This window comes from Micromonospora sp. SL4-19 (assembly GCF_047921475.1).
GTDB lineage: Bacteria > Actinomycetota > Actinomycetes > Mycobacteriales > Micromonosporaceae > Micromonospora.
This window is the reverse complement of sequence record NZ_JBLROB010000018.1, coordinates 64,899-89,777: the sequence shown is the minus strand read 5'-3', so window position 1 is coordinate 89,777 and position 24,879 is coordinate 64,899. Positions and strand designations below refer to the sequence as shown.

The following is a 24,879-nucleotide window of genomic DNA, read 5'->3' as shown; positions in this document are numbered from 1 at the left end:
CAGGCTGGTCGAGCCGGACGATGAGAAGCGCATTGCCTACAGCGTGGAAGGCGTGGGTACGGAGGCGACCCGGGCGAATTCGCCGGGTGATCGCACCATCGGCGGTCGTCCTCATGGCCGCCGCTCTTTCTCCACCGGTCATGGGGCTCACGGCGGTGTCTTCGGCGGCGGCGGCTACGGCGTGCCCGGCCGGCGGCTGCGTCGTCACGGTGGACGCGCGCGACTTCGCGACCGCTCGGGACAACCCGGCCGCAGGGCAGCTGACGAACTTCACGTACATCATCAACGCGGACAACACGAAGCTGCCCAGCGATCCGCTCGCCTTGAACACCGAGAGCAACAGTCCGATCGTGGCCGAAGGCGACCAGAGCCGCCCCACGGTCAAGCTGCCCTCGGGACGTTACCTGATCTCGGTCCGCTCCCTGGATCACAAGATGTGGGGCAAGCACATCACGCTGCCCGACGACACTGCAGCTGACGGAACGCTGCTCGCGCGGATCGACCTGACCGAGCAGAGCGAGGACCACCCCCTGCCGCTGGGTAAGATCCGGGTCTTCGTGTTCGAGGACAACGCGTGGGCCAATGGCGCTCCGGACACCGAGGAGGCCGGCCTGGAGGGCTTCAAGGTCGGGCTCGAGGAGCAGACCGGCAACGCGGTCACGGTCGACTACAACAACAAGCCCCTGTGTGGCGGGAACTGTCTGACCGACGGCACCGGGTTCACCCAGCTCGATGACCTGGGGCCGGCGACGTACTTCATCGACGTGCACCCGCCGGACCGGCCCTGCAACAGTGACCCTGACAGCCGGTGGTACCAGACCACGACCATCGACGGTGGACTGCAGTTGCTGGCCCCCGTCGAGGAGGGCAGCGACGGCACCGGCGCTCCGGGCGAACAGCTGTGGGAAGCGCCGAACAACCGCACCGCGTACTGGTTCGGCTTCGTGTGTTCCCCCACCCCGTTCGCGGCGACCGGTACGGGCGAGATCACGGGCAGGGCGCGCAACTGGGTGGAGTGGGCGCCCTACACGACGGGCACCTACAACGAGCCGGTCGAGAACCCGTTCGTCGCGCTCTCGGACAGCACCACGGACCGGATGGTGTACGCCGGACGGGGCGACGCCGCGGGCAACTTCGACATCCGCAACGTCCCGGCCGGGACGTACAACCTGGCGGTCTGGGACGAGCAGCTCACCTACATCATGCGCTTCAAGCCGGTCACCGTGGCCGCAGGACGGACCGTCGACGTCAACGACACCGGCGACGACGGCGAGGTCGGACTGGGGGTGTCCCGCTGGTTCGGCTGGCTGGACGGCCACGTCTACAAGGACCTGAACAACAACGGCCGGTACGACGAGGGCGTCGACGCACCGATCGGTAACACCGACGTGGACCAGCGGTGGCGGGACGGATCCATCAAGGAGGCCACGTTCACCGACGCCCGCGGGCACTACGAGTACCCGACGGCGGAGGGCGGTGCACTCGGCCGGTGGATCGTCAACGAGCAGGGCTTCGCCCGCTTCAGCGCCTACCCAGGCCCGTCCGTGCACGACGAACACACCGGGGCGGTCGTTCCGTCCTGCGCCGTTGCGCCACCGGCGGTACCGGCCAACCCGTGCGTGCCGACGGACCAGGGCGGCGGCCTGCTGCACAACCAGCTCCTGGTCGAAGGCCATCGCGCGACGGTCGACTTCGGTAAGCGCAACTATCCCGCCGGTACGCCCGGCCAGATCGTCGGCATCACCTTCAACTCCACCACCCGCAACGAGTTCGACGCGCGGTTCCAGGCCGCCGAGGACTACGAGCCGGGCATTCCGGGCGTCACCGTGCTGCTGGAAGGTCCCGGACCTGACCGCCAGCCGAACACCAACGACGACGTGGTCCTCAACCAGTACGTCACTGACCACTGGCAGCAGCCGAACGCGGGCCAGGATCCGCAGCAGCCCGGCGGCAACAGGTTCACCCAGAGCTGCAACCCGATTCGGGACTTCAGCGGCGCAGACATCACCTCGCAGTTCAACGCGAAGATCGGGCCGAACTGCCTGGAGGTGCCGCTGACCGGCGAGCAGACCAAGGACGGGGCGTTCGACGGAGGCTACGCCTTCGCCGACTACTGCCCGAACGGTCTGGACATGAGCAGGGACCTGTGCACGGACGGGTCGGATCCATCGGATCACCCGCTCGTGGCGGGCACGTACATCACTCATGTGATCATGCCGAGGGACGGCTCGGACAGCCGTGCCTGCAACCCGGCCGGCGACGCCGCGCGGATCAGCAATCCGAAGGGCGCGGTCCCCGGAGGCGGGCAGGGGTGCCTGTACCACATCGTCCGGGAGGAAGACGTCAACGTCGACCTCGGCAACCAGTTCGCACCGCAGATCCCGCCGCCGCCGTGCGCCGGCGACAGTCACGTCGTCGACCAGTCAACCCTGACCACCCGGAGCATCTACTACACGGGGAACCAGGCGACCAGCCCGTCCCGGCCGCTGTGCGACAAGCGCGTTGTGGTCCTCGAGAACGGCCAGAACGCCAACGCCGACTTCTTCCTTATGACGAACTTCCGGACCGACCCCAACGGGACGGATGCCGCCGACCACCGGACCGGTGACGTGCAGCCACCGGGCCGCCTGGTCGGGCAGGTCTTCAACGACATCTACTTCGAGCGCAACAAGATGTCGCCGTGGTACGGCGAGCCGCGGCCGATCGCCGGCATTCCGGTCGGCGTCTACGCCCGCGTGGACACCACCCCGAACGTCAACCAGCCGTACGACCCGAACACCTGGCGACTGTTGACCACCGTCACCACCAGCGCGGACGGCTCGTTCGAGGTGCTGGTGCCGTCCACCGAGACGTTCAACTGTCCGATCCCGCAGGGCCCGTGCCCCGGGATGTACCTGGTCAAGGTCGACGATCCCGGCACGAAGGAGCACCCGAACGCCAACTTCAACCCCAACCTGCTCGTCGCGACGACGCCGGCCGAGGCGTGGCCGGGGCTGACCACGCAGCTCGACCTCCCGCTGGACCCGATCTCCGGCACCGCGTGCGAGGATCCCGCGGCCCCGGCCCGACCCGAACTGCTACAGGTCTCCACCCCGGTCGTTCCGGCCACCGGCAGCCGCCGGATCACCGTTCAGGCCGACTTCATCGGCACCACCGGCACGGCGACCGACGCGACCGGCGTACGGGCGACGCTGACCGACGACCGCAGCGGCCAGGTGCAGACCCTGACCCGTGCCAACGGCGGCATCGCCAGCTGGACCCCGGGCAGCGGCTCCACGCCCGACACCATCGTGCTGAACGTGCCGGCGCTCGCCTCGGATGCCGCGGCGAACCAGGGGCCGAACACGACCTTCCGACCCGGCCCGAAGCAGCTGACCATCACCACGGCGAACGTGAACGGTGGCGTGTCCAGCGTCAACGGGATCACCGTGCACGTGCTGGGCACCAACGGCACCAGCACGAACACCGTCGCGTACACGCCGCCGGTGGTGAACGTCGCGCCGCCACCGCCGGCTGCCGGAAACGGCGGAGCGCACGCCCTGCAGAACGCGATCAACAGCGCTGCTCCCGGCAGCCTGCTCGTGCTCTCGTCCGGGGTCTACAACGAGAACGTTCTGCTGTGGAAGCCGCTCAAGCTGCAGGGCCTGGGCCCCGGCGGAATCATCGGCGCGCACGAACTGCAGGCCCGCGACCCGGAGGACCCGAGGTTCAACGTCGCCGGCACCGTCATCGACGGCCGCTACTTCCAGCAGAACGTGGCGGACTACGACGCGACGATCAGGAACAACTCGCCGTACGCCGGGGTGACGGGCAACGGCCTGTCCGGCGCCCACCCGGTGCTGCGCGGCGCGGACATCACGGTGCTGGCCAAGACCACGACGTCGTACGACATCGGCACCGGCCTCACCGCGGTGTTCAACCGGGCCCGCATCGACGGCCTGGGCCTGACGACCGGCCAGGGCCAGGGGGCGGGCGGCATCCAGCTGCAGGCGTCCGCGAACAACATGCAGGTGACCAACAACGTGCTGGAGAACAACGGCGGGATCGTCGCCGGCGGCATCGCGCTCGGCCAGCCATACGACGCCGGGCCGCGCGGGACCGGCACGCGGGTGAACCACAACTACAACGTGCGAATCGCCAACGACCGGCTGATCGGCAACGGCGGCCTGACCGAGGCCGGCGCCGTGGGGCTCTTCTACGGCTCCAACGGGTATGAGCTGGCGAACAGCATCATCTGCTCGAACTTCAGCGTGAACTACGGAGCCGGCGTCTCCCACATCGGCCTCAGCCCCGGCGGCAGAATCCACGACAACCAGATCTACTACAACGACTCGGTCGATTCCGGCGCCGGCATCGCGATCGAGACGGAGCTGCCGGTGGGCTCGCCGGCAGCGCTGGGGGACGGGACCGGGGCGGTGGATGTCGACCGGAACCTGGTCCAGAGCAACTACTCCGGCGACGACGGCGGCGGAATCTTCATCCTCGACGCGCTCACCGCGCCGATCAACATCCGCAACAACATGATCGACAACAACGGCGCGGCCGACATCGGCGGGGCCATGATGCTCGACGACTCGTCCAACGTGCGGATCGTCAACAACACCGTGGCCAACAACGTCTCCACCGGATCGTCCGAGAACTCCGACGGCAACCCGCACTCCGCCGGCCTGGCATCGGAGGCGAACGACCCCCTGTTCCAGCCGATGCTGCCTGCCGGCTCGCCCGACTTCTCGCGCCCGGCCGCGCTGTTCAACAACATCTTCTGGAACAACAACGCGTTCACCCTGAGCCAGCGCGGGCCCGGAGCCACCCTCCTCGACAGCGGATTCATCGACTTTGAGGTCTCCGGGACCACGAACAACGCAGACACGTTCACCCCGCGTTACTCGACACTGACCAACGGTTCCAACCTCGGCCCGGACGGGGTGCTGCGCCCGGTGCCCGCAGGCCAGGCGAACCGCATCGGCGAGGACCCGCTGTTCGTGACGCCGTTCGTCAACGAGCTGACCGTGTCCGGGTCGCGGCTGGACCCGCAAACCGCGGCGGTGACGATCACCGGGCAGGATCCGCCGGTGGGCCTGACCGGAAACTACCACCTCCAGGGCACCTCGCCGGCGATAGACCGCGGCGTGCGCTGCTCGAACACCCCGGTCCCGGCGACCATGTCGTCCTGTTCCGCCGCCGCGATCGCCGCTCCGACCGGAACCCCCGGCGACATCGATGGGCAGACCCGTCCGCAGCTGCGGCTGTCGCAGCGGGACAACACCCCGTGGGATCTGGGTGCCGACGAACTCGCCGGCATACCGGTAATCGTCCCCTAGGGCACCCAGAGCGGCCAGAGGAGTCCGAAGTGAAAGCCATGGCGCGAATCTCGACGCGGAGACAGTTCCTCAGAGCGGTCGGCTGGGGCGCGGCGGGCGCCGCCGCCGGCGGGCTGATCGGCACGGCCGAGAACAGCCCCCTCGGCGCCCGCCCCGCCGAGGCGGCGACGACCACGCTGTCCCTGGTCGCCACGGACGGCTACCTCAGCGTCCCCGGCCGGGAGGGCAACCCCCTCTACATCTTCGGCTTCGTCCCCGTCGACCCCGCCCTGTCGGTGGCGGAGCTGATCTCCACCTACAAGGGCCACACCAAGCACACCGCGCCGCCGCTGGAGTTCCGGCAGAACGACGACATCAAGATCACCCTGACGAACCTGGGTCTGGTGCAGCGCCCCGATCTGACGGACTCGCACACGATCCACTGGCACGGCTTCGACCTGCCGTCGCCGTTGAACGACGGCGTGCCCGAGCTGTCCGTGGCGGTGCCCATCGGCAAGCAGCTGACCTACTTCTACCGTCCGCACCGCGAGGGCACGTACATGTACCACTGCCACTTCGAAGACGTCGAGCACGTACAGATGGGAATGACGGGGATCGTCTTCGTCCGGCCCTCGCAGGACGGCACCTCGGTCGGCGGGTTCACGCGGTTCGCGTACAACGACGGGGACGGGTCGACCGGCTACCACCGCCACTTCGCGATCCTGCTCAACGAGCTGTGGACGGACTTCCACGACGGTGACCGCGACATCCAGGAAACCATCGCCACGGACTACGACCCGCAGTGGTTCACGCTCAACGGGCGGGTCTATCCGCAGACCGTGCTGCCCAACGACAGCGCCAGCCTGCCGGCGACCATGCGGATCGCCACCCCGAACCCGAACTACGACAACGCGCCGGACCACAGCCAGCCGAACTCCGCCCTCATCCAGGTCAACCCGGGGGACCGGGCCCTGTTGCGGCTGGCCAACCTCGGCTACCAGCAGCACAGCATGCAGCTGCCGGGGATTGCGATGCATGTCATCGGGCAGGATGCGGCGCTGCTGCGCAACGGCGCCGTCGACACGTCCTACTGGGCGAACACGCTGTACATCGGACCGGGGGAGGCGCGCGACGTCTTGTTCGACGCGCCGGCCTACGACCCGGCCCGGCCGTCCGGTTCGGACAGTTGGGGAAGCTACAACGTCTATTACTTCAAGAACCGCGACTGGCGCAAGCTCGCGAACTTCGGCTCCACCGCCTCAGGGCCCGGGGGAATGATGACCGAAGTCCGGGTGTACTCGCCGGCACGTCCCCTTCCAGCTCAAACCGTCGTGAGCCAGACCTATGTCTGAGCGAGCGCGGCCGCCGCGTCGCGGAAGGAAGGCAATGATGAGGCAGAAAGCCCGACGGCTGGCCGCCGTCGTCACGCTCGCCGCCGGCTCGGCGCTGCTGGCTCCCGGACACGCCGATGCGCTGCCCGCCGGGGCGCCCAGGATCGGCATGGTGTGCACACCCGGCGCAGTCTCGGGCGGCACACGCACCTTCAACCTGGTGGCGAAGACCGGCTACATCGAGACACCCGATGGCAACAGCGTCTTCATGTGGAGCTACGCCAACGCCGACGCCCCCGACAGCGGTCAGTTCCAGAGCCCCGGGCCGGTGCTGTGCGTGACCCAGGGAGAGACCGTCGTCGTCAACCTCACCAACAACCTGCCGGAGCCCGCGTCCATCGTGTTCCCGGGCCAGGACGCGGCGGTGGCCGCCACCGGCGGCACCGCGGGTCTGTTGACCACCGAGGCGGCGGCGACGAACGGGACCGTCAGCTATCGCTTCACCGCCGGGAGTGCGGGCACCTACCTGTACGAGAGCGGCTCGGACATCGCCAAGCAGATCGAGATGGGCCTCTACGGCGCGCTGGTCGTGCGCCCGAGCCTCGGCGCCGGCTTCGCCTACGACGCCGCGACCGCGTTCGACCCGGCGCGCGAGTACCTCCTGCTGCTCAGCGAGATCGACCCCGATCTGCACCATGCGGTGGAGACGGGCACGGCCTACGACGTAAACGCCCGGCGAGACCGCTACTTCGCCGTCAACGGGCGGGAGTTTCCGGACACCATCCAGGACAACGGTTCCGGGCTGCTGCCCAACCAGCCGTACGGGGCCCTGGTGCGGATCCGTCCGACCTCGCCCGGCGCCCCGCCCGCTCTGGTCAGGATGATCAACGCGGGGGCCCTGAACCATCCCTTCCACCCGCACGGCAACCACACCACCCTGATCGCCCAGGACGGCCGGCCCCTACGCGCGCCCGGCGGTGGCTCGGCATCCACCGAACACTTCGGCGAGACCGTTGGCTCCGGGCAGACCGAGGACTTCCTCCTGCGCTGGGACGACCAGGACAAGTGGGATCCCAACACCAACCCGTTGCCGGTGGCCCCGCCCAACTACCGCAACGTCACCTTCAAGGACGGCAACACCTGGTACGGCGGCAGCCCGTACCTGGGTTACCAGGGCACCCTGCCCACGGGTGTGGTGTCGCAGAACATCTGCGGCGAGTGGTACTTCCCGTGGCACAGCCACGCCCTCAACGAATTCGCCAACTTCGACCAGGGCTTCGGTGGCATGGCCACCCTGCTGCGGGTCGACCCACCCGGCGGATGCACGGGCTACCCGACATCGGGCACCATCGTCGGCGGCGTGCTCAAGGGCGGCACCGTGGCCGACCTCGGCGTGGACGACACCCGGTACTACATGGTGAACCCGAAGACGACGACCCGACCGACGGCGACGACGGCCACGCAGACGAGCATCACCGTCGCCTCGGCCGCCGGCTTCCCCGCCTCGGGCAACTACTACGTCCGGATCGACAACGAGGTTCTGCTTGTCACGGGCGGACAGGGCACCACAACGTGGACGGTAGGACGGGGGCAAATCGGCACGGCGGCAGCCACCCACGCGAGCGGCGCAACCGTCACCGCGCTGGCCACGGACTGGTACACCGCGTTCACCGGACTTCCCACCGGCGCCCAGAACATGAAGGTGATCTACAAGGGCGAGAACTGCGCCAGCACGACCGCCACCACGTGCGCGGCCATCGGATCGAACCCGCCGCAGCAGACGGTCAAGATCTGCAACTGGACGATCGCGGGCGCCGCCGGCTGCTCGTCCACGACCTCGGCCGGGTGGGTCACGCTTCCGGCCCCGCCGGCGCAGCCGCAGACCGTCGGCTCCAGCGACGTCACCTCGACGTGGACGCTGCCCGGGCCCGCCGGCGCCTACATCGGCACCGGATCAAACGCCGGCCAGGTTCGCGTGCTCGTCCACACCCAGCGATACACCGGCCCCAACCCCACCCCCTTCTCGACGTGGGGCAACCTCATGGCGCTCACGTACGACGCGCCATGACCGGCCGCGAGGCAAAGGAGAGATCGGCGATGCGTGCACTCGCGTTGAAGACGACGAACAGGGCACTGCTCGTCCTGGCCATGATCGCTGTCGGGCTCGGGTTCCCCAGCTCGAGCGTCTCGGCCGCACCGGTGTCCATCAACCTGTGCGCGACGGCCGGCACCGCCACGCTGGCCGGCGCAGTGACCGTCCCGATCTGGGGCTTCGCCACCACTGCAACACCCGGGAACTGTGCCGGCGCAACGCCGAGCCTGCCGGGGCCGGTCCTGACCGTCAACGTCGGAGACACCGTCACCCTCACGGTCACCAACCAACTCCCCGCCGGCCACCCGCTCTCGTTCGAGATCCCGGGCATCGCCTTCAATGCGGGACCGACCGACGCCGCCGTCGGCGCGACCGTCACCCGTACTTTCACGGCCAACGCGCCCGGCACCTACCTGTACGGCAGCGGCGGTGATGCCGGACGCCAGGCGGCGATGGGGCTCTCCGGCGCGCTCATCGTCCGACCGGCGACACCCAAGCAGGCGTACAACTCCGCCACGACCGCGTACGACGTGGAGGCCCTGCTCGTCCTGAGCGCGATCGACCCCGCCTTCAACGCCGCACCCGAGACCTTCGACATGCACAGCTACCGGGCGACGTACTGGCTCATCAACGGCAAGGCCTACCCGGACACGGCACCGGGCATCACCGCGGCAGCCGGGCAACGCGTGCTGCTGCGCTACCTGAACGCCAGCTACGACAACACCACGATGCTGCTGCTCGGCATGCACGAGCGGGTGGTCGCCCGCGACGCCCGGCCGCTGAACGCCCCCCTCGACGCGAACGCCGAGACGATCCCGGCCGGCGCGACGGAGGACGCCATCGCCACGGTGCCGGCCGGCTCCGGACCGAGCCCGCACGGATTCCCGCTGTACAACCGCCAGCAGCACGTCACCAACGGTGTGCAGACCGGCAACGGCCCGACCCCGGCGACGGGCGGCGGCATGCTGACCTTCATCCACCACTGAGGTGAGGTACCGCCATGAACGATTCACCCGACCCGGGGGGCACGCCGGTTACCCCGCGACGGGGCCGGTGGCGTTGGGGCGGGCGTCATGCGCGCCTCGCCGGGGCGCTCGCCGGCGTCGTCCTGGCGATCGCGCTGACCGGGTCCGCCCTGGCGGCCTGGCGCGCATCGACCGACAGCGCCAAGCCCGCTGACAGCCCCGTCCCGGCGGCCTGGGCACGGCCGGTCGTGGACGCCGACAGTCTCGGCCAGCGCAGCGGGGTTCACATCACCCGGGTGGCGGTGACCGGCGGCGGTGGCCTGGTCGACCTGCGTTTCACGGTCGTCGACCCGGAACTTGCCAACACCCTGCACGACCAGGAAACGCCGCCGGCCCTGGTGGACGAGCAGACCGGCCTGGTGGTCCACGAGCTGCTGATGAACCATTCCCACAGCGGCGCGTACAAGACCGGCGTCACGTACTACCTGGTGTTCGAAAACCCCGGAAACTGGGTCCATCGAGGCGGCAGGGTCAGTGTGCTGCTGGGCAACGCGCAGGTGGAACATGTCGCGGTCCGGTGACCCGGCCCGCCGGCCGGCTGCCAGAATCTGGTTGCGGCTGCTCGGTGTAGCCGGTGCGCTCCTCGTCGCCCTCCTGCCGGCGCAGCCCGCGGCGGCCCACGCGGTTCTGATCGAGTCGCAACCCGCCAACGGCACGACCCTCACCCGGGTGCCCCGAGTCGCGCTGCTGCGCTTCAGCGAGGACATCTCACCCGAGTTCAGTAATGCGTCGCTGCTCGACAGCACCGGGCGGACGGTACAGGGAGCCCGTATCGCGACCGACCGCCGCGACCCTCGCCAACTCGTGCTCGAGCTGCCGAGGCTCGCACCGGGGACGTACGGCATCGCCTGGCGCGTCCTCGCCGAGGACGACGGGCACACGACGGGCGGCGTTGTCGTCTTCACAGTCGGGAACCGGCCGCCCGGCGGGCCGGCGCTGCAGGCCTTCGAATCGGGCGACGACACACCTGCGCACGATGTCGTCCGCCGGTGGCTCGGCCTGTGCCTGCTCGCCGGGCTGATCGGGGGACTGGCGGTCGCCGCAGTGGTGCTTCGACCGGTCGGCACCGCGGCGGCCGAGCCCGTCCGCGTCGCCGTCGAGCAGGCACGCCGGCGGGCGCTCACACTCGCGGCCGCCGCGGGTGGGCTGGCGGCGGTCGTCGGCGGGGCTGACCTCGCCGTCCAGACGTACCGGTCCGGTCCGCTCGGACACTCGGCGGCCCTCACCCTGCTGTCCGACACCCGCTGGGGCAACCTCTGGCTGGCCCGTGAGGCGGTCCTGCTCGCCCTCGCCGCCCTCGCCGTCGCCCTGCGATCCGCGGCCCGGGTGCGCGGTCCGGCACCGTGGGCGGCTGCCGGGCTGCTCGTATCGGTCGCCGTGACAGTCGAGGCGCTCGGCGGGCACGCGGCAGCGCTCGGGCCGGCGCGGACGGTGGCCGTCGCCGCGGTCGCCGTGCACGCCCTCACCGCGTGCCTGTGGCTCGGAGGCGTTGTCACGCTGGCGGTGGTGCTCGCCCGCTCCGGTGGACCGGCTGCCCGGTGGGGCGACCTCTTGAGGGCCGTCGGGTACCGCTTCACGGTCCTGGCCGCCGTCGGCGTGGCGTTCGTGGTGGCGACCGGGCTCTACAGCGCGGGACGCGAGGTCGAGTCGGTGAGCGCGCTGATCGATACGTCGTACGGCCGGCTGCTGATCGCCAAGGGCGTGCTGCTGTCGCTGGCGGGCGGCCTCGGCCTGGTCAACGCCGACCGACTGCACGGACGGTCGGCGGCCCGGTCCGCCGCGCCGCCGTCACGTCGGCTCCTCGCGGCCGAGGCCGCGGCGGGTGTCGTGCTCCTGCTCCTGGCGGGAGCGCTGGTCGAAACACCCCCGTCCCGGCAATCCACGACGCCCGGCGCCGATGTGTCGACCGCCGTCACCGAATCCGTCGACGACGTCGTGGTCTCACTCACGGTCACACCCAACCGCCCTGGCACCAACGGCCTCACGCTCCTCGCCGCGAGCTCGCGCCGTCCGCCACCGGCCGAAATCGAGGGCGTCGACGTCGAGCTCGCCGGCGGATCAACCGCCGTGCCGCTGCGCGAGATCGAGCCGGGCCGGTACTTCGGCACCGCCGACCTGCCGGGACCCGGCCCCGTACAGGCCACCGCGGTGATCCATCGCGGCGGAGCGCGCCTGGCGGTGCCCCTCACATGGTCGGTGCCCCCACCAGCGGACACGCCGCAACGGCCCCGCGACCGTCTCGCCCCGATCGCAAACGCGGTGGCGGCCGTCGTGCTCGGCGTACTGGCGGTGCTCGCCGGGTGGCGCCTGACGGCGGCGAGGCGCCGTCGGCCGGTCGCGGCGCCGACCAGCGAGATCAAGCAGAAGATCCGGGAGAACGTCCGATGAAGCGCACCGTCATGGCGGCAGCTCTCGTCACGGCGCTGGTGGCCCCCGCGGCGATCAGCCCTCCGGTCGCGCAGTCGCCCGCCGAAGCCAGTCCAATGGCCTCCACGCAACGCGCCGGAATGGTGAAGGCCATCGTGACGCTCAGGTCCCAAGTCGACCCGAGCGTCATCGTGGCGCCGTCCCGCCGGCAGCGCCCGGCCGCGCTCGTGCGTGCCCTGCGTGCCCGGGCGGCCGCCGATCAGACCGGCCTGCTCGGCCTCCTCGCCAGGCGTCGGGCACAGGGCCTGGTGGCCGACGCCGTGCCCCTGTGGGTGGTCAACGCGGTCGCCGTCGTCGCCCAGCCGTCGGTGATCGCCGAGCTCGCGGCACGGCCGGAGGTGCGCGAGATCGGTCCCGACCGCACGATCCAGGCCCCACCGCCGGCGCTCGGCTCGTCGACCGCCGCCGCGCCCGCGGAGCCGAACATCGAGGCCGTCAACGCTCCGGCGCTGTGGAACCTCGGCTTCACCGGCCAGGGGACCACCGTGGCCACGATGGACACCGGAGTGGACGCCAGCCATCCGGAACTCGCCGCAACCTGGCGCGGCGGCAGCAACAGCTGGTACGACCCGAACGGCGAGCACCCGACGGTGCCGACCGATGTCAACGGGCACGGAACAGCGACGATGGGCGTGATCGTCGGAGGTGCGGCGGGAGGCACGTCGATCGGCGTCGCGCCGGGCGCGAAGTGGATCGCCGTCAAGGTCTTCAACGACCGCGGCAGCACCACCACGTCCCGGATCCATCTGGGCTTCCAATGGCTGCTCGACCCAGACGGCAACCCGGCCACGCCGGACGCACCCGACGTGGTCAACAACTCCTGGAGCGGCAGCACCGGCGGGTGCAACCTCGACTTCCAGCCCGATCTGCGCAACCTGCGGGCGGCCGGCATCCTGCCCCTGTTCTCGGCCGGCAACTACGGGCCGGATCCCTCCACCGTGCTCAGCCCGGCCAACAACCCTGAGGCCCTCGCGGTGGGCGCCGTCGATGACCGTGGCGTCATCGATCCCTCGAGCAGCCGCGGCCCGTCGGCCTGCGACCAGGCGATCGCGCCACGGCTCAGTGCGCCCGGCGTCAACGTGCGGACCACCGACCTGTACGGCGGCTACCGCGACGCATCCGGCACGTCGCTGGCCGCGCCACAGGTCGCCGGTGTGCTCGCCCTGCTGCTCGGCGCGTTCCCCAGTCTGAGCGCCGACCGGCAGCAGAGCGCCCTGGAGAGCACTGCGATCGATGCGGGGGAACCTGGGCCGGACAACGCCTACGGTTACGGCCGGGTGGACGCCCTCGCCGCTTACCGATGGCTGTCCGTGGCACCCGACTTCAGCGTGGCGGCGTCGCCTTCCGAAGCGACGACCGTTTCGGGCGGCGGTGTCACGTACACCGTCTCCACCGCGGGCGTGAACGGCTTCACCGGCGACGTCGCGCTCGCGCTCGGTGGCCTGTCCGGCACACAGGCCACCTGGACGATCACCCCTGCCGTCGTCGCCGGCGGCACGGGATCCGCCCAGGTGACCGTCACCACGACGCACACGATCGCGGCCGGTACCTACCCACTGACCCTCACCGCGACGAGCGGGAGGCTGCGACGGACGGCTGCGGTGCTGCTGAGGGTGACCGCTCCGCCTGATTTCGGCCTCGCCGTGACGCCGACCGCCACCAGCGTCGTAGCCGGCTCCAGCGTCGGCTATACGATCGGCGTCACCGCCCTGAACGGCTTCACCGGCACGGTTGCGATGAGCGTGGGCGGCCTGCCGGGTACCGTCGGCACCGCATCGCTCTCGCCGTCGGCCGTCGTCGGATCCGGCAGCGCCACCCTGACCATCGCCACCTCGAAGTCGGCGCCGCCAGGGACATACGCCTTGACGTTGACGGGTACGACCGGCGCGACCAGCCACTCGACCGGGATCAACCTGATGGTCACCCCGGCACCGGACTTCTCGCTGACCATCTCGCCGTCGTCGGCGACGGTGCTGCGAGGCCGGAGCACCACCTACACGGTGTCGATTTCGCCGGTCGGTGGTTTAACGGGCGCGGTGGCATTGTCGACAGCCGGCCTGCCGGCTGACTCGACAGCCAGCTTCACGCCGAACCCCGTCGGCGCCTCCGGCACCTCCACCCTGCAGGTGAGCACCACCGGCCGGACCCCACGCGGCACATTCACGATGCTCATCACCGGTACCAGCGGCTCGGCGGTCCACCAGATCACGGCGACGCTGGTGATCCGCTAACCGCAGCGATGGCATGGGAGCCAGCGACAGGTTCAGGCAGGCCACGAGCTGGCGGCGGGTGTCGGCCACGAGGTCCGCCGCGCTCAAACGCCTCGCCGGTGCCAGACTCGTCATCGTCGGCGAGCCGGCGCATGACCGCCAACGACACGTCGGCTGCGGTACCTGGTTGGCACCGCAGCCGACGTGGTTGTTGAGGACGGCCGCAGCCGACCAGCCAGCCCTACCGGAAGAGGCCGACCAGTTCTTCCGCTGCGACGTCTTGTCCGGCGCCGTTGTACAAGGCGTTTGTGACCACGGTCCACGAGGCGCGGGGCCAGGTGCGGAAGGTGATGTGGCCGCCGGCGATGGTGGCCTCGCCCTTGCCGACGTCAAATGTGGCGATATTGGTGGCGCCGCCGATGGCAGCGGTGCCGTCCGCGTAGCCACTGACGAGCAGGTTGTCCTCCTTGGGGTACGTGGAGGCGATGTGGCCGTCGCCGGTCACCTTGAACGCCGCGTCGTTGTTGAACCAGGTCGGCCAGGACTCGGGCATCCCCCAGGCCGCCGGGACATCGGGGTTGTAGTGGTGCTTGAGCAGGGCCCCGGGTGCGTTGAACGTGGTTCGGTTGGTGGGCGTGATGTTCTGGACCGGCAGGCCGAGCGACGTGGCCGCGGTGGTGGAGGCGCTGCCGAGCGCGACGAGGTTGCCGCCTGCCTGCACGAACTGCTTGAGCTTGTCGAGCCCGTCGGGTACGCCTCGGGCCCAGTGGAACTCCTGAGGGTTCTTGTCGGGGTCGAGGCCGCGGGTGATGGTGTTCGCCGAGATCCCCGGGGCGAGCACGATGGTGTCGTACCTGCTGCTGAGGTTGGCGTAGTCGTCTGCGGCGACGACCTGGTAGTTCACGCCGATCTGGTCGAACATCCACATCATCCACCCGCCGGGCATGTTGTTGGCCCCGCGAATGAGACCCACCCGGGTGTTGTCCTTCAGTTTGACCGCAGCGACCTTGGGCACCGCGTTGGTGGCGTATACCGGCAGGCCCGTCTTCTGGCTGGCTTTGGTCAGCACCTGGCGCGCCTTCGGTTCCTTCGACGGTACGAGCACCGCACCGGCGGGCAGCGTCCTGCCCTCGACTGTGACAGCGGCCTTGGCACGGTACGTCGGTACGGCCGAATCCTGCAGATCGGCGATGACCTGACCCAGACCGTACGAGGTCGGGCTGAGGACGTAGGCGCCGTTCTGGCCGGGGTGGGCGGGCATTTGCTGCTTCACCGGTTCGATGCCCTTGATCCGTGTCGTGGTCGCCTCGAAGGGCTTCGTCACGGCGTCGACGTCGACGCCCAGGAACAGCGCGATGTTGTCGGTGGTCTCGCTGTAGGGCATGATCAGCGGGCATTGCGCGCACTTGCGCGCGCTGTCCGGGTAGTTGTCGATCCGAAGTAGTTGATCGACCCAGCGGCCCATCGGTTGGTTCGTCTTGAGGATGTAGGAGCCCTCGGGGTACTTCCTGTCGCCCACGGTGAACGCCCTCGTGGCCTGGTCGATCTCCACCTGACCAAAGTCGAAGATCTTCAGCATGTCGTACAGGGCGTACGGATCGCGTTGGTCCGCCGAGACGACGTACGCGTACGGGCCGCCGGCCCAGGTCTCGCTGTTCCGGTTGGACAGGTAGAGGTTGTTGTACAGCCACGACTTGGGATCCTTGGCGACCGTCTTCATGCCCGAGTAGGCCGCGGCGTCCCCGTACTCCACGATCTGCTTGAGCGACCAGGTCTTGCTGTCATACGGCAACACCGACCGCAACGTCTTGTCGGCGGGCTCGAGGATCTTGTCAGAGGTGTAGGTGTAGGCGAGATCCCTGGCCGATGCGATTTCGGTCAACCAGGTCGAGGTGCCAAGAAATGGACTGTGGCCGATGACGTCGGCGTTCCACAGAATGCCGTACGCGTCATTCCATTTTGAGCCCTTCTTGCCGTCTGCGACGAGGTCGCGCTGGGTCTGCATGCCGAGCGCGTTGGACGCGGAGACGACGATCGGGTCCAATGTCTCGGACATCGGCTCGTCCCACGGAGGCGACCAGATTCGCGGCGCTGTGGTTCCCGCCTGGTGCATGTAGTGTTGCGCGACCGGGCGGTATTTTTGTTCGAGCCTGACCCGAGTCTGTGACTCCTTCTGGGTCAACATGAACCAGTCGCGGTTGTTGTCATGCCCTGCGTAGTGGTGGTACAGATCCGGGTAGGTCCGGTTGAAGTCGGTGCCCGCAGTCTTGTTGAAGTGGTCGACCACCAGATGCTGCCCGTCCGGGTTCTGAGACGGGACGACGAGCAGGATCGTGTTGTCGAGGACCTGCCGAGTGAAATCGGAATTCTCCGTCGTCAGCCGGTGTACGACATTGACCAAGGACTGGGTGGGGCCGACTTCTGTTGAGTGGATCGTCGCCTCGATGTAGTAGACCGGCAGGCTCTGGGAGGCGAGCTGGCTGGCATACTCATCGACTGGGATGCCCGCCCTCGCCGCCTCGGTCTGCATTACCCGCGGGTCGGACAGGCGCTTGTTGATGTCGAGGACCTGGTTGATTCGTTTGAGGTTGTGCTTGTTGCTCATAAGCAGGATCGGAAAGTCGTTGCCGAGTGTTGTCCGATCCACAACCTGGTACTCGACCTCGTCGGAGCGGTCCGCGATGAGCTTGAAGTAGCGCTTGATACTGTCAAAGTCGGCGAGCCTGCCCTCATCGCCCATCTCAAATCCGAAGAATTCCTTCGGCGTTGGGACGCCCTTGACTTTGACGCTGGCCTGAGCTGGTGGTCGCTCGAGCACCTGGGCCTGCACGGGCACAGATACGAGCCCCACCATGGCCGTGGCAACCGCCACGGAGGCTAAGTGCCGTAACCTCATCCTGCCTCCTCGCGTGGGAAACTGATGGCGATAGAGTCACGGCGATGTCACGAGATGGTCAACCACTACCAATCGGTAAGGTAAGAAATGAAGACGATCTTCCTGTGACCGCCTACTCTTGGAGCCATTCGTCCACAGAGCACCGTGAATTCACGCCTTTGATCCACACTGATGCCGAATCCGGCGTCAGGCAACCCGTCCCCGGTGTGCACCGGCAGCGTGGTGGAGGACTTCCGTGACGTCAGGGTGTGAGGGTGGTTCAACCCAGCCAAGCGGCGCCGCCACGGACCAGGTCCGCCAGGATCGCTGACCCATCCTGCTGGAACCATCGTCGGCATTGGACAGCGAGCGGGCCTGATCGGCGCCGATGAGTGCATGTGGCGCCGCCGGGCGGAGCGGCACGCGGCCAGACTGTGCGGCGCTTGCTCGCCCGGACGCCGTTTCCCGCTCGTGTAGGGGTTGACGTCCTTGAAAGTTAGCGTTAACAATCTCGGTGATCGTCGAACCGTCGGTTCGACGACCGGACCTCACGAAGCGCCAGAGACCGGGCGTTTGGTGGTCCGCTCGCCCATGGCGCCGCTGACTTGTCGGAGGGCGATCCACGCAGGTGCCTTGCCGCGCCGGTTCGGATTGTCGGCGCTGTCGCAACGGCCCAGCCTTCGGTGGAAGGAGTCTTCTCTCAGGCGGGTATCGAACCGGTTCGACGACTCCTGGCCACCCACCGTGACTTCGAGGTGGCTGTGTCGACGCGGATCGCACGAGGACCATCACCAACCAGGAGCTGCAATGCTGACGTTGTCGAGACCAACACGCATACGAGCGGTCGCGCTAACCGCAGTACTCACCATGGTGGGTGCGGCAGGCTTCGCGGCGCCTGCCGCCGCTACCGATCTGCCGTCTCCATCCTTGCACTACGAGTTCAACGGAATTGATCTTTCCACTGGGGTCATCGCTGACACCTCGGGCAATGGGCTCGCCGGCACGCTGGTGAACCGCACGACGGCATCCCTGGTGGACGGTGTTTCCGGTGGGACGGCGCTGAAGCTGCCAGGTGGAGCGCCGACCTCCAACGCCGCCTACGTGAGCCTGCCCCGCGCCGTTCTGCAGGGGGCTTCCGACCTGACCGTCTCGACGCGCGTCAAATGGGACGGCACTACGGCTCCGTGGCAGTGGATCTACGCACTTGGCACGAACAACAGCCGTTACCTCTTCACGACTCCGTACAACGGCGATGGCATGCTCCGCACCGCCATCACGACGGCAGGCGGTGGCGGCGAGGCACAGATCACGGGCTTCGCGCAGCTGCCAGCCGGACAATGGCGCACGCTCACCACCACCCTTGACACCAACGCTGATCGCATCACCACCTACCTCGACGGTGTCGCGGTGGCGTCGGCAAGGACCACCATCTCCGCGGGCGACCTTCTGACCGGCTCGCCCACCTCTGCTGGTTTCATCGGCCGGTCCTTCTACCAGGATCCGCTGTTCGCCGGCGCCGTCGACGACTTCCGCATCTACCGGACGGCACTGTCCGCCGAGCAGGTCGCCGAACTGGTTGGGACATCCGCCCCTACCCTGACCAGTCTGGCGCAGGACACGTTCGATGTTCGGACCTCGATCGGCACCGCGCCTTCGCTGCCCGCCACGGTTCGCGCATCCTTCACCGACGGCTACGACCGAGCAGTCGTCATCACGTGGAACGCCCTCGACCCCGGCGACTACCACCGCCCAGGCGTCTTCAGGGTCTCGGGCACGGCGGCCGGGAAGCAGGTCAGCGCCACGGTGACCGTCATCCGCGAGGGCGAGTTGGTGATCGACCTCGCAGAAAACACCGGCGACTTCCACGGCGGCGCGGCGGGCGCCCTGTACGGGCTGTACGCCCCGGGAGTTCCTAGCAACAACCTCATCGAGGGCATGAACCTCCGCACGGTTGCCACCAAGGGGCAGGACGGAGCCCAACATCCCGGATCCGATGCTCTGGAGATCGTCAAGCCACTCGCCGACAGCACGGACGGCGATGTCTACGTCCGCACGACTGACTTCTACCGCGGCTTCCCCTATCAGTGGCCCGGCAGCACTCCGGAGGCGAAGCTTTCGGGGTACATGGAGGTCCTCGACCGGCAGCTCGACCAGATCGCACAGCTTGACCCGGAGTACCGGGACAACATCGTCATCGAACCCTTCAACGAGCCGGAAGGGAACATGTTCGGCACCGGCCAGTGGAGCTACAACCGCGTCAGCTGGCTGAACAATCCGACGGACTACTTCCGCGCGTGGGATCAGGCGTACGCGCGGATCAAGCAGAAGCTGCCCGACGTCCGGATCTCCGGCCCGAACACCAGCGTCCTCTACACCCAGGTCAAGGGATTCCTCGAGCACGCCGTAGAGGCCGGGACCGTTCCGGACATCGCGACCTGGCATGAGCTGAGCCATCCGGCACAGGTCCGGACCAATGTGGCGCGGTACCGCCAGTGGGAGGCGGAGGTGTTCGCCGGCACGCGCTACGAGGGCAAGAAGCTTCCCATCAACGTCAACGAGTACGCGTTCAACTACCACACCTCGGTGCCCGGGCAGATGATCCAGTGGATATCCGCGATCGAGGAGTCGAAGATCGACGCGATGATCGCCTTCTGGAACATCAACGGCAATCTCTCAGACTCGGCAGTCCAGGCCAACCGTGCGAACGGCCAGTGGTGGCTGTTCAACGCGTACGCCGGTATGACCGGGCACACCGTCAAGGTCAGTCCCCCGTATCCCGGGCAGAACTACAGCCTGCAGGGCGTGGCGACGCTCGACGAGAAGAGGGCCCAGGCCAGGGCACTGTTCGGAGGCGCTGCCGGCAAGGCCTGGATCAAGTTCGACAACGTCCCGGACCTCATCGGTGGCAAGGCACGCGCGTGGATCAGGGAGATTCCGTGGACCGGGCAGATCGGCGACTCGGCCGGCCCGGAGATCATCGACGAGCGCGTCGTGGAGGTGACCGACGGCGCGGTGGCGTTCGACTTCGGCGGTGACCTGCCGACCTTGTCGGCGTCGTCCGCCTACGAGATCGTGCTGACGCCGGCCGGCAATGGCGAGCCGACCGCTGTTGCCCCCACTCAGTGGAAGGGCAGCTACGAGGCCGAAGACGCCGCGCATCGCGGCAGCGGCTACAGCCGCAACGGCCCGGAGGGTTCGCCGTCGGACGTGTCGAAGTTCTTCACCTCCGGCGGCTACGACGTCGGCGGGCTGCGCACCGGCTCCGATGTCGTTCTCGACTTCACCGTCGACGTCCCCCAGGACGGCACCTACGACCTGAGCGTCTTCGCCAACTCGCTCAACACCTACGGGCTGGTGCAGGAACAGGGGTCGACCAACGTGTTCCTGCGCGTCGACGGTGGCGCCGAACAGGAGTTGTTCCTGCCACTGGGCTACAAGTGGGTGGTCTGGGACCACGCCGACACGAGCGTGAAGTTGACCGCGGGCCGGCACACCATCTCGCTGGCAGCGCGAAGCCTCGACGGAAGCCGCGCGACCAGGGGTGACGCGATCGTCGACCGGATCACGCTCGCCCTGCCGAACCCGGCTGCCCGCGCCAGCTACGAAGCGGAACTGGCGGACCTCGCCGGTGCGACCCCGCTGTACGCCGACCCCCGCATCAAGGCCCGTAGCGTCTCAGGCTCCGGGGTCGTGGAGGTCACTCGCGGTGACTCCGTCACGTTCTGGGTCTATTCAGCCGACGATGCCGAGTCGACCATCACGGTCCACACGCTGGCTGGCGGCAATGGTGATCTGACCGTCAACGGCCGCACCGTTCGTCGCGTTGCCGGGCCGTCGTCGGCCGCGGCGGTCTCGTTGTCCGGCGGGGTGAACAAGGTGACGGTGACCGGCAAGGCCGGAAAGCTGCTCCTGGACCGGATCGAGGTGGAGTCCACGCAGGGCCACCTCGACGTGGTCGAGTACGAAGCGGAGCAGGCACGGATCTCCGGAACGGCGGAGACCACGGCGCTGTCGTTGGCCAGCGGCGGAAAGGCGGTCAGCGGCATCGGAGGTGAACCGGGGAACGAGAACATCCTGACCTTCACCGTCGATGTCGATCGCGCCGGCGTCTATGCCATGCGAGTGAGGTACGCCAACCCCGAGCAATCGCAGGCCTCGCACTACAACCCGAACCCCATGACCCGCCGGGCCGATCTCTCGATCAACGGCGCCGATGCCGAGAGCGTGCTCTTCCCTGGTAGCTTCCACCGGAACAACTTCTGGGAGCTCACCGTTCCGGTGGAGCTGAAGAAGGGCCAGAACACCATCTCGTTCTCATCCCAGGAGGCCCGCAACTTCGACGGGGTGACGTACAGCGACAACCTCTGGCCCGGCATCCTGCTCCGCTCGAAGTACGCGCCGACAATCGACAAGATCTCAATCGCCAAGTTCAGCAGTCCACGGTAACCACGACAATGACCGCACTCGCGGCGGCCTGAACGCCCGTACGGCCAGCCGGTCCACCAGCGTGGGTCGGCTGGCCGTACGGCCAGCGCCGGCACTGCCGAACCGCTTCGGCGGTCGGGTTTCTCAGTGACGACAGGAGGAACCGTGGTCACGATCGGCGATGTCGCCCGGGCAGCCGGGGTGTCCCGCAGCACGGCGTCATACGCTCTTTCCGGCAAGCGAGCGATCTCAGGCGAGGTGCGCCAGCGGGTCCACGAAGCCGTCCGCCGGCTCGGCTACACACCCAACGCCGGCGCCCGAGCGCTGGCGACATCGCAGACGATGGTGATCGGCCTGCTCGCGCAGTTCCTGGACGACGAGTTCGCCCCGGCCATGCTGCAGTACATCCTGGGCGTCTCCAACGCGGGCCGCGAGCTCGGCTATGACACGCTGCTCATCACCGAAGCCGACGGAGCAGCCGCCCTGCACAGGATCACCGAATCCCGCATGGTCGATGGCCTCGTCCTGCTCAACGTCGCCCACCAGGACGAACGCCTGCCGGTCCTGCGCGCTGCCCCCCAGCCCGGCGCCCTCGTGGGGCTTCCCGACGACTGCTCCGGTGTCGACGTATTCGACCTCGACTTCGAGGAAGCCGGCCGAGCGATGGTCGACCACCTCTATCGCCTCGGCCACCGGGAGATCATCCTGATCTCCCAGCCGGAACTCGTCGTCGAGCGCGGCGGCGCATACGTCTGGCGGCTGCAGAACGCAGCGCTGGATCAGGCGCAGCGGCGCGGGATCGTGCTGCACGCCGTCTTCGGCGAGTCACGGCAGCCAGCGGTCGGTCGGTCACTCAACGCGGCGCTCGACGCACACCCGAACGCGACCGGCCTGCTCATCAACAACGAGGCAGCGGCCGCGGCGCTGCCGATGGTGCTGCACCTGCGTGGCCTCGACGTTCCGCGAGACATGTCAGTCATCGGCCGCTACTCGGACGAGTTCACGCAGATCTTCGCCCTGCCCTATTCGTCCATCGACAGCGCCCCCGACCGCCTGGGGCGCCTAGCCGTCCGTCAACTCGTGCACAGAATCACCTCAGAGGCACAGAGGGAAGAGCCCCACGTCCTGAGACTGCTCGCCCCAGAGTTCGTCGACCGGGGAAGCAGCGCACCCCCACGTGCGTAGGCCTCTGATCGTCGTTCGAGGACAGGCGCTCGATTCGGCGGCCGGGACGCTCAATTCCCGGCGCCCCGTGTCGAAGCTTTGCCCAGATGGTTACGGGATGATGCCGCGGCGGCGGCCTTCGGCGACGGCGGCGGTGCGGTTGTCGACATCGAGCTTGCTGAACACCTGGACGAGGTGGGACTTGACGGTGGCCTCGGTGATGAACATGGCCCGGGCGATGGCCTGGTTGCTGTGGCCCTCGGCGACCATCTGCAGGATCTGGGTCTCGCGTGGGGTCAGCGTCCGCCCAGGTGCGCGTACGCGGGTGATCAGGCGGGTGGCGATGGCGGGGGCGAGCACGGTTTCGCCCGCAGCGGCAGAGCGGATGGCGGCGAGCAGGTCGTCAGGTTCGGTGTCTTTGAGCAGGTATCCGGTGGCGCCGGCGGTGATGGCCGGCAGGATGTCGGCGTCGCTGTCGTAGGTCGTCAGGACCAGCACCCGAGGTGGTCGGGGGCGGGTGAGCAGCTGTCGGGTGACCTCCGCGCCGTTGATTCCCGGGCCCAGGTGCAGGTCCATGAGCACCACGTCCGGAGCGCCGGCCTCGGCCTGGGCGATCGCGTCGACGCCGGTGGCGGCCTCCCCGACGACCGTGATGCCCGGATCGGCGTCCAGCGCCGCCCGCAGCCCGCGGCGGACGATGGGGTGATCGTCGACGATGAGGACGCGGATCGGTTCGGCGGGATGGGGCGCGCGGGTCACGAGGGTTCCCCTTCGGTAGGGATGGAAGCGCTGATCGCGGTGCCGTGTCCGGGAGCGGATTCGACGACGAGCGTGCCACCGACTGCGGCCAGCCGGCGGCGCATGGTGGCCAGGCCCAGGCCTGTGCCGGTCGTGGGGCTGAGCGGCTGGCCGGGGTCGAACCCGCGCCCGTTGTCGACGATGTCGAGGCTGACCGCCCCGGGCAGGAAGGTCAGGGTGAGGTCCACACGATCGGCGGCGGCGTGTGCGCGGACGTTGGCGATGGCCTCCTGCCCGGCCCGGAGCAGGGCGACCTCCACCGGGGTGGGCAGTGCGTAGGGAAGGCCGTCGACGGTGAGGCGGGCGTTGAGGCCGAGGCGGCGGGTGTCGTCGACCAGGTGTTCGAGGGCCTCGGTGAGTGGCCGGCCGGCCAGCGGGGCGGGGGTGAGGGCGCGGATGAGCCGCCGGGTGTCCTCCAACGCGGATTGCGCGGCCTCGACCGCGGCGTCCAGTTGGCGGTGGGCGTCCGGCGGGGCGTCCGGCCAGCGGCCGGCGGTCGATTTCACCAGCAGGATGATCGTGGACAGGCTCTGGGCGACGGTGTCGTGGATCTCGCCGGCGAGTCGTTCACGTTCGGCGAGCGTGCCGGCTTGGCGCTGCGCGGTGGCGAGTTGGCCCTGCGCGGCGGTGAGGTCGGCCAGCAGCCGCCTGGTCAGCTCGTTCTGCTGCCGCAGGTCCCGGTACACGGTCATGATCACGATGGCCACGCCGGCGCCGATGATCGGGCCGAGCACCGCAGGAAGACTCAGCCTGCCCTCATGCGCCGAGAACGCGGCGACGGCCACCGCAGCCAGCCCCGCGACGACCAACGGCCCGAGCGCCCGCGGGAGTAGCTGCATGGCCAGCAGGAACAGGGCGAACGCCAGCCACACGAAGTCCACCGACAAGGCGGCCAGCCCGAACCAGCCGGCGGCGAGCCCGGCGAACCACAGCCAGGCCACCCCGGGCCGCCGGGCCCGCCGGGCGAGCAGAACCCCCAGCAGGTACCACAGCGCCACCGCCGCCACCACGGTGATCAGCACACCGACGGGCTGACGGCCGGACCACACGCTGCGTACGGCGCCGACGAGCAGCAGCGCGACGAACAAGGCGTGTTCGGCCCGGCGCAGCAGGGTCAGTGTGACCGCCGCGACACGCGGCTGCGGTTGATCCATGACTCTGTCGACCGTAACGGCCGCTGGGTGGCTTGGCCTCCAACTTTCGATGGGCGCCGCCATACCTCATTCGCCTCC

General features: G+C 68.7%; 12 protein-coding genes. 9 read left to right on the top strand and 3 right to left on the bottom strand.

The features are described 5' to 3' along the window. The first annotated feature begins 209 nt into the window (after positions 1 to 209). From ACNAVT_RS20985 to ACNAVT_RS20955, 7 genes are read left to right on the top strand one after another with little or no spacing between them, the layout of a single operon-like run. Positions 210 to 5,321 carry a hypothetical protein gene (locus tag ACNAVT_RS20985; RefSeq protein ID WP_416298714.1) on the top strand — a complete coding sequence of 1,704 codons (5,112 nt, stop codon included), beginning with the start codon at positions 210 to 212 and terminating at the stop codon, positions 5,319 to 5,321. A gap of 38 nt (positions 5,322 to 5,359) precedes the next feature. Next, the gene (locus tag ACNAVT_RS20980) at positions 5,360 to 6,652 is read left to right on the top strand and encodes a multicopper oxidase domain-containing protein (RefSeq protein ID WP_416298712.1); all 1,293 of its coding nucleotides are present in this window, start codon (positions 5,360 to 5,362) and stop codon (positions 6,650 to 6,652) included. A gap of 37 nt (positions 6,653 to 6,689) precedes the next feature. Further along, complete coding sequence (locus ACNAVT_RS20975) at positions 6,690 to 8,699, top strand: multicopper oxidase domain-containing protein (RefSeq protein ID WP_416298710.1); 2,010 nt, start codon at positions 6,690 to 6,692, stop codon at positions 8,697 to 8,699. A gap of 29 nt (positions 8,700 to 8,728) precedes the next feature. Continuing rightward, complete coding sequence (locus ACNAVT_RS20970) at positions 8,729 to 9,709, top strand: multicopper oxidase domain-containing protein (RefSeq protein WP_416298708.1); 981 nt, start codon at positions 8,729 to 8,731, stop codon at positions 9,707 to 9,709. A 14-nt stretch (positions 9,710 to 9,723) separates the two neighbouring features. Further along, positions 9,724 to 10,269 carry a hypothetical protein gene (locus ACNAVT_RS20965; protein WP_416298706.1) on the top strand — a complete coding sequence of 182 codons (546 nt, stop codon included), beginning with the start codon at positions 9,724 to 9,726 and terminating at the stop codon, positions 10,267 to 10,269. Next, a complete protein-coding gene (locus ACNAVT_RS20960; RefSeq protein ID WP_416298704.1) occupies positions 10,253 to 12,136 on the top strand; it encodes a copper resistance protein CopC in 1,884 nt (627 codons plus the stop codon). Before ACNAVT_RS20965 ends, ACNAVT_RS20960 begins: the two co-directional genes overlap by 17 nt. Then, positions 12,133 to 14,406 (top strand): S8 family serine peptidase, encoded by a 2,274-nt coding sequence (locus ACNAVT_RS20955; protein WP_416298703.1) that lies wholly within the window; start codon positions 12,133 to 12,135, stop codon positions 14,404 to 14,406. Before ACNAVT_RS20960 ends, ACNAVT_RS20955 begins: the two co-directional genes overlap by 4 nt. Positions 14,407 to 14,626: 220 nt before the next feature. Here ACNAVT_RS20955 and ACNAVT_RS20950 read toward each other — a convergent pair whose 3' ends face one another. Continuing rightward, the gene (locus ACNAVT_RS20950; RefSeq protein ID WP_416298701.1) at positions 14,627 to 17,215 is read right to left on the bottom strand and encodes a M14 family zinc carboxypeptidase; all 2,589 of its coding nucleotides are present in this window, start codon (positions 17,213 to 17,215) and stop codon (positions 14,627 to 14,629) included. Positions 17,216 to 18,067: 852 nt separating this feature from the next. Here ACNAVT_RS20950 and ACNAVT_RS20945 point away from each other — a divergent pair. After that, positions 18,068 to 21,706: a LamG-like jellyroll fold domain-containing protein gene (locus ACNAVT_RS20945; protein ID WP_416298700.1), complete on the top strand. Its 3,639-nt coding sequence runs from the start codon at positions 18,068 to 18,070 to the stop codon at positions 21,704 to 21,706. A 144-nt stretch (positions 21,707 to 21,850) separates the two neighbouring features. Beyond that, positions 21,851 to 22,870 carry a LacI family DNA-binding transcriptional regulator gene (locus tag ACNAVT_RS20940; protein ID WP_416298699.1) on the top strand — a complete coding sequence of 340 codons (1,020 nt, stop codon included), beginning with the start codon at positions 21,851 to 21,853 and terminating at the stop codon, positions 22,868 to 22,870. 90 nt (positions 22,871 to 22,960) lie between these two features. Here the strand turns inward: ACNAVT_RS20940 and ACNAVT_RS20935 are convergent, their stop codons facing one another. Both ACNAVT_RS20935 and ACNAVT_RS20930 read right to left on the bottom strand, forming a co-directional pair. After that, complete coding sequence (locus ACNAVT_RS20935; protein ID WP_416298697.1) at positions 22,961 to 23,608, bottom strand: response regulator; 648 nt, start codon at positions 23,606 to 23,608, stop codon at positions 22,961 to 22,963. Continuing rightward, positions 23,605 to 24,801, bottom strand: coding sequence for a sensor histidine kinase (locus ACNAVT_RS20930; RefSeq protein ID WP_416298695.1), 1,197 nt, complete (start codon positions 24,799 to 24,801; stop codon positions 23,605 to 23,607). Before ACNAVT_RS20930 ends, ACNAVT_RS20935 begins: the two co-directional genes overlap by 4 nt. Between the last annotated feature and the right edge of the window lie 78 nt (positions 24,802 to 24,879).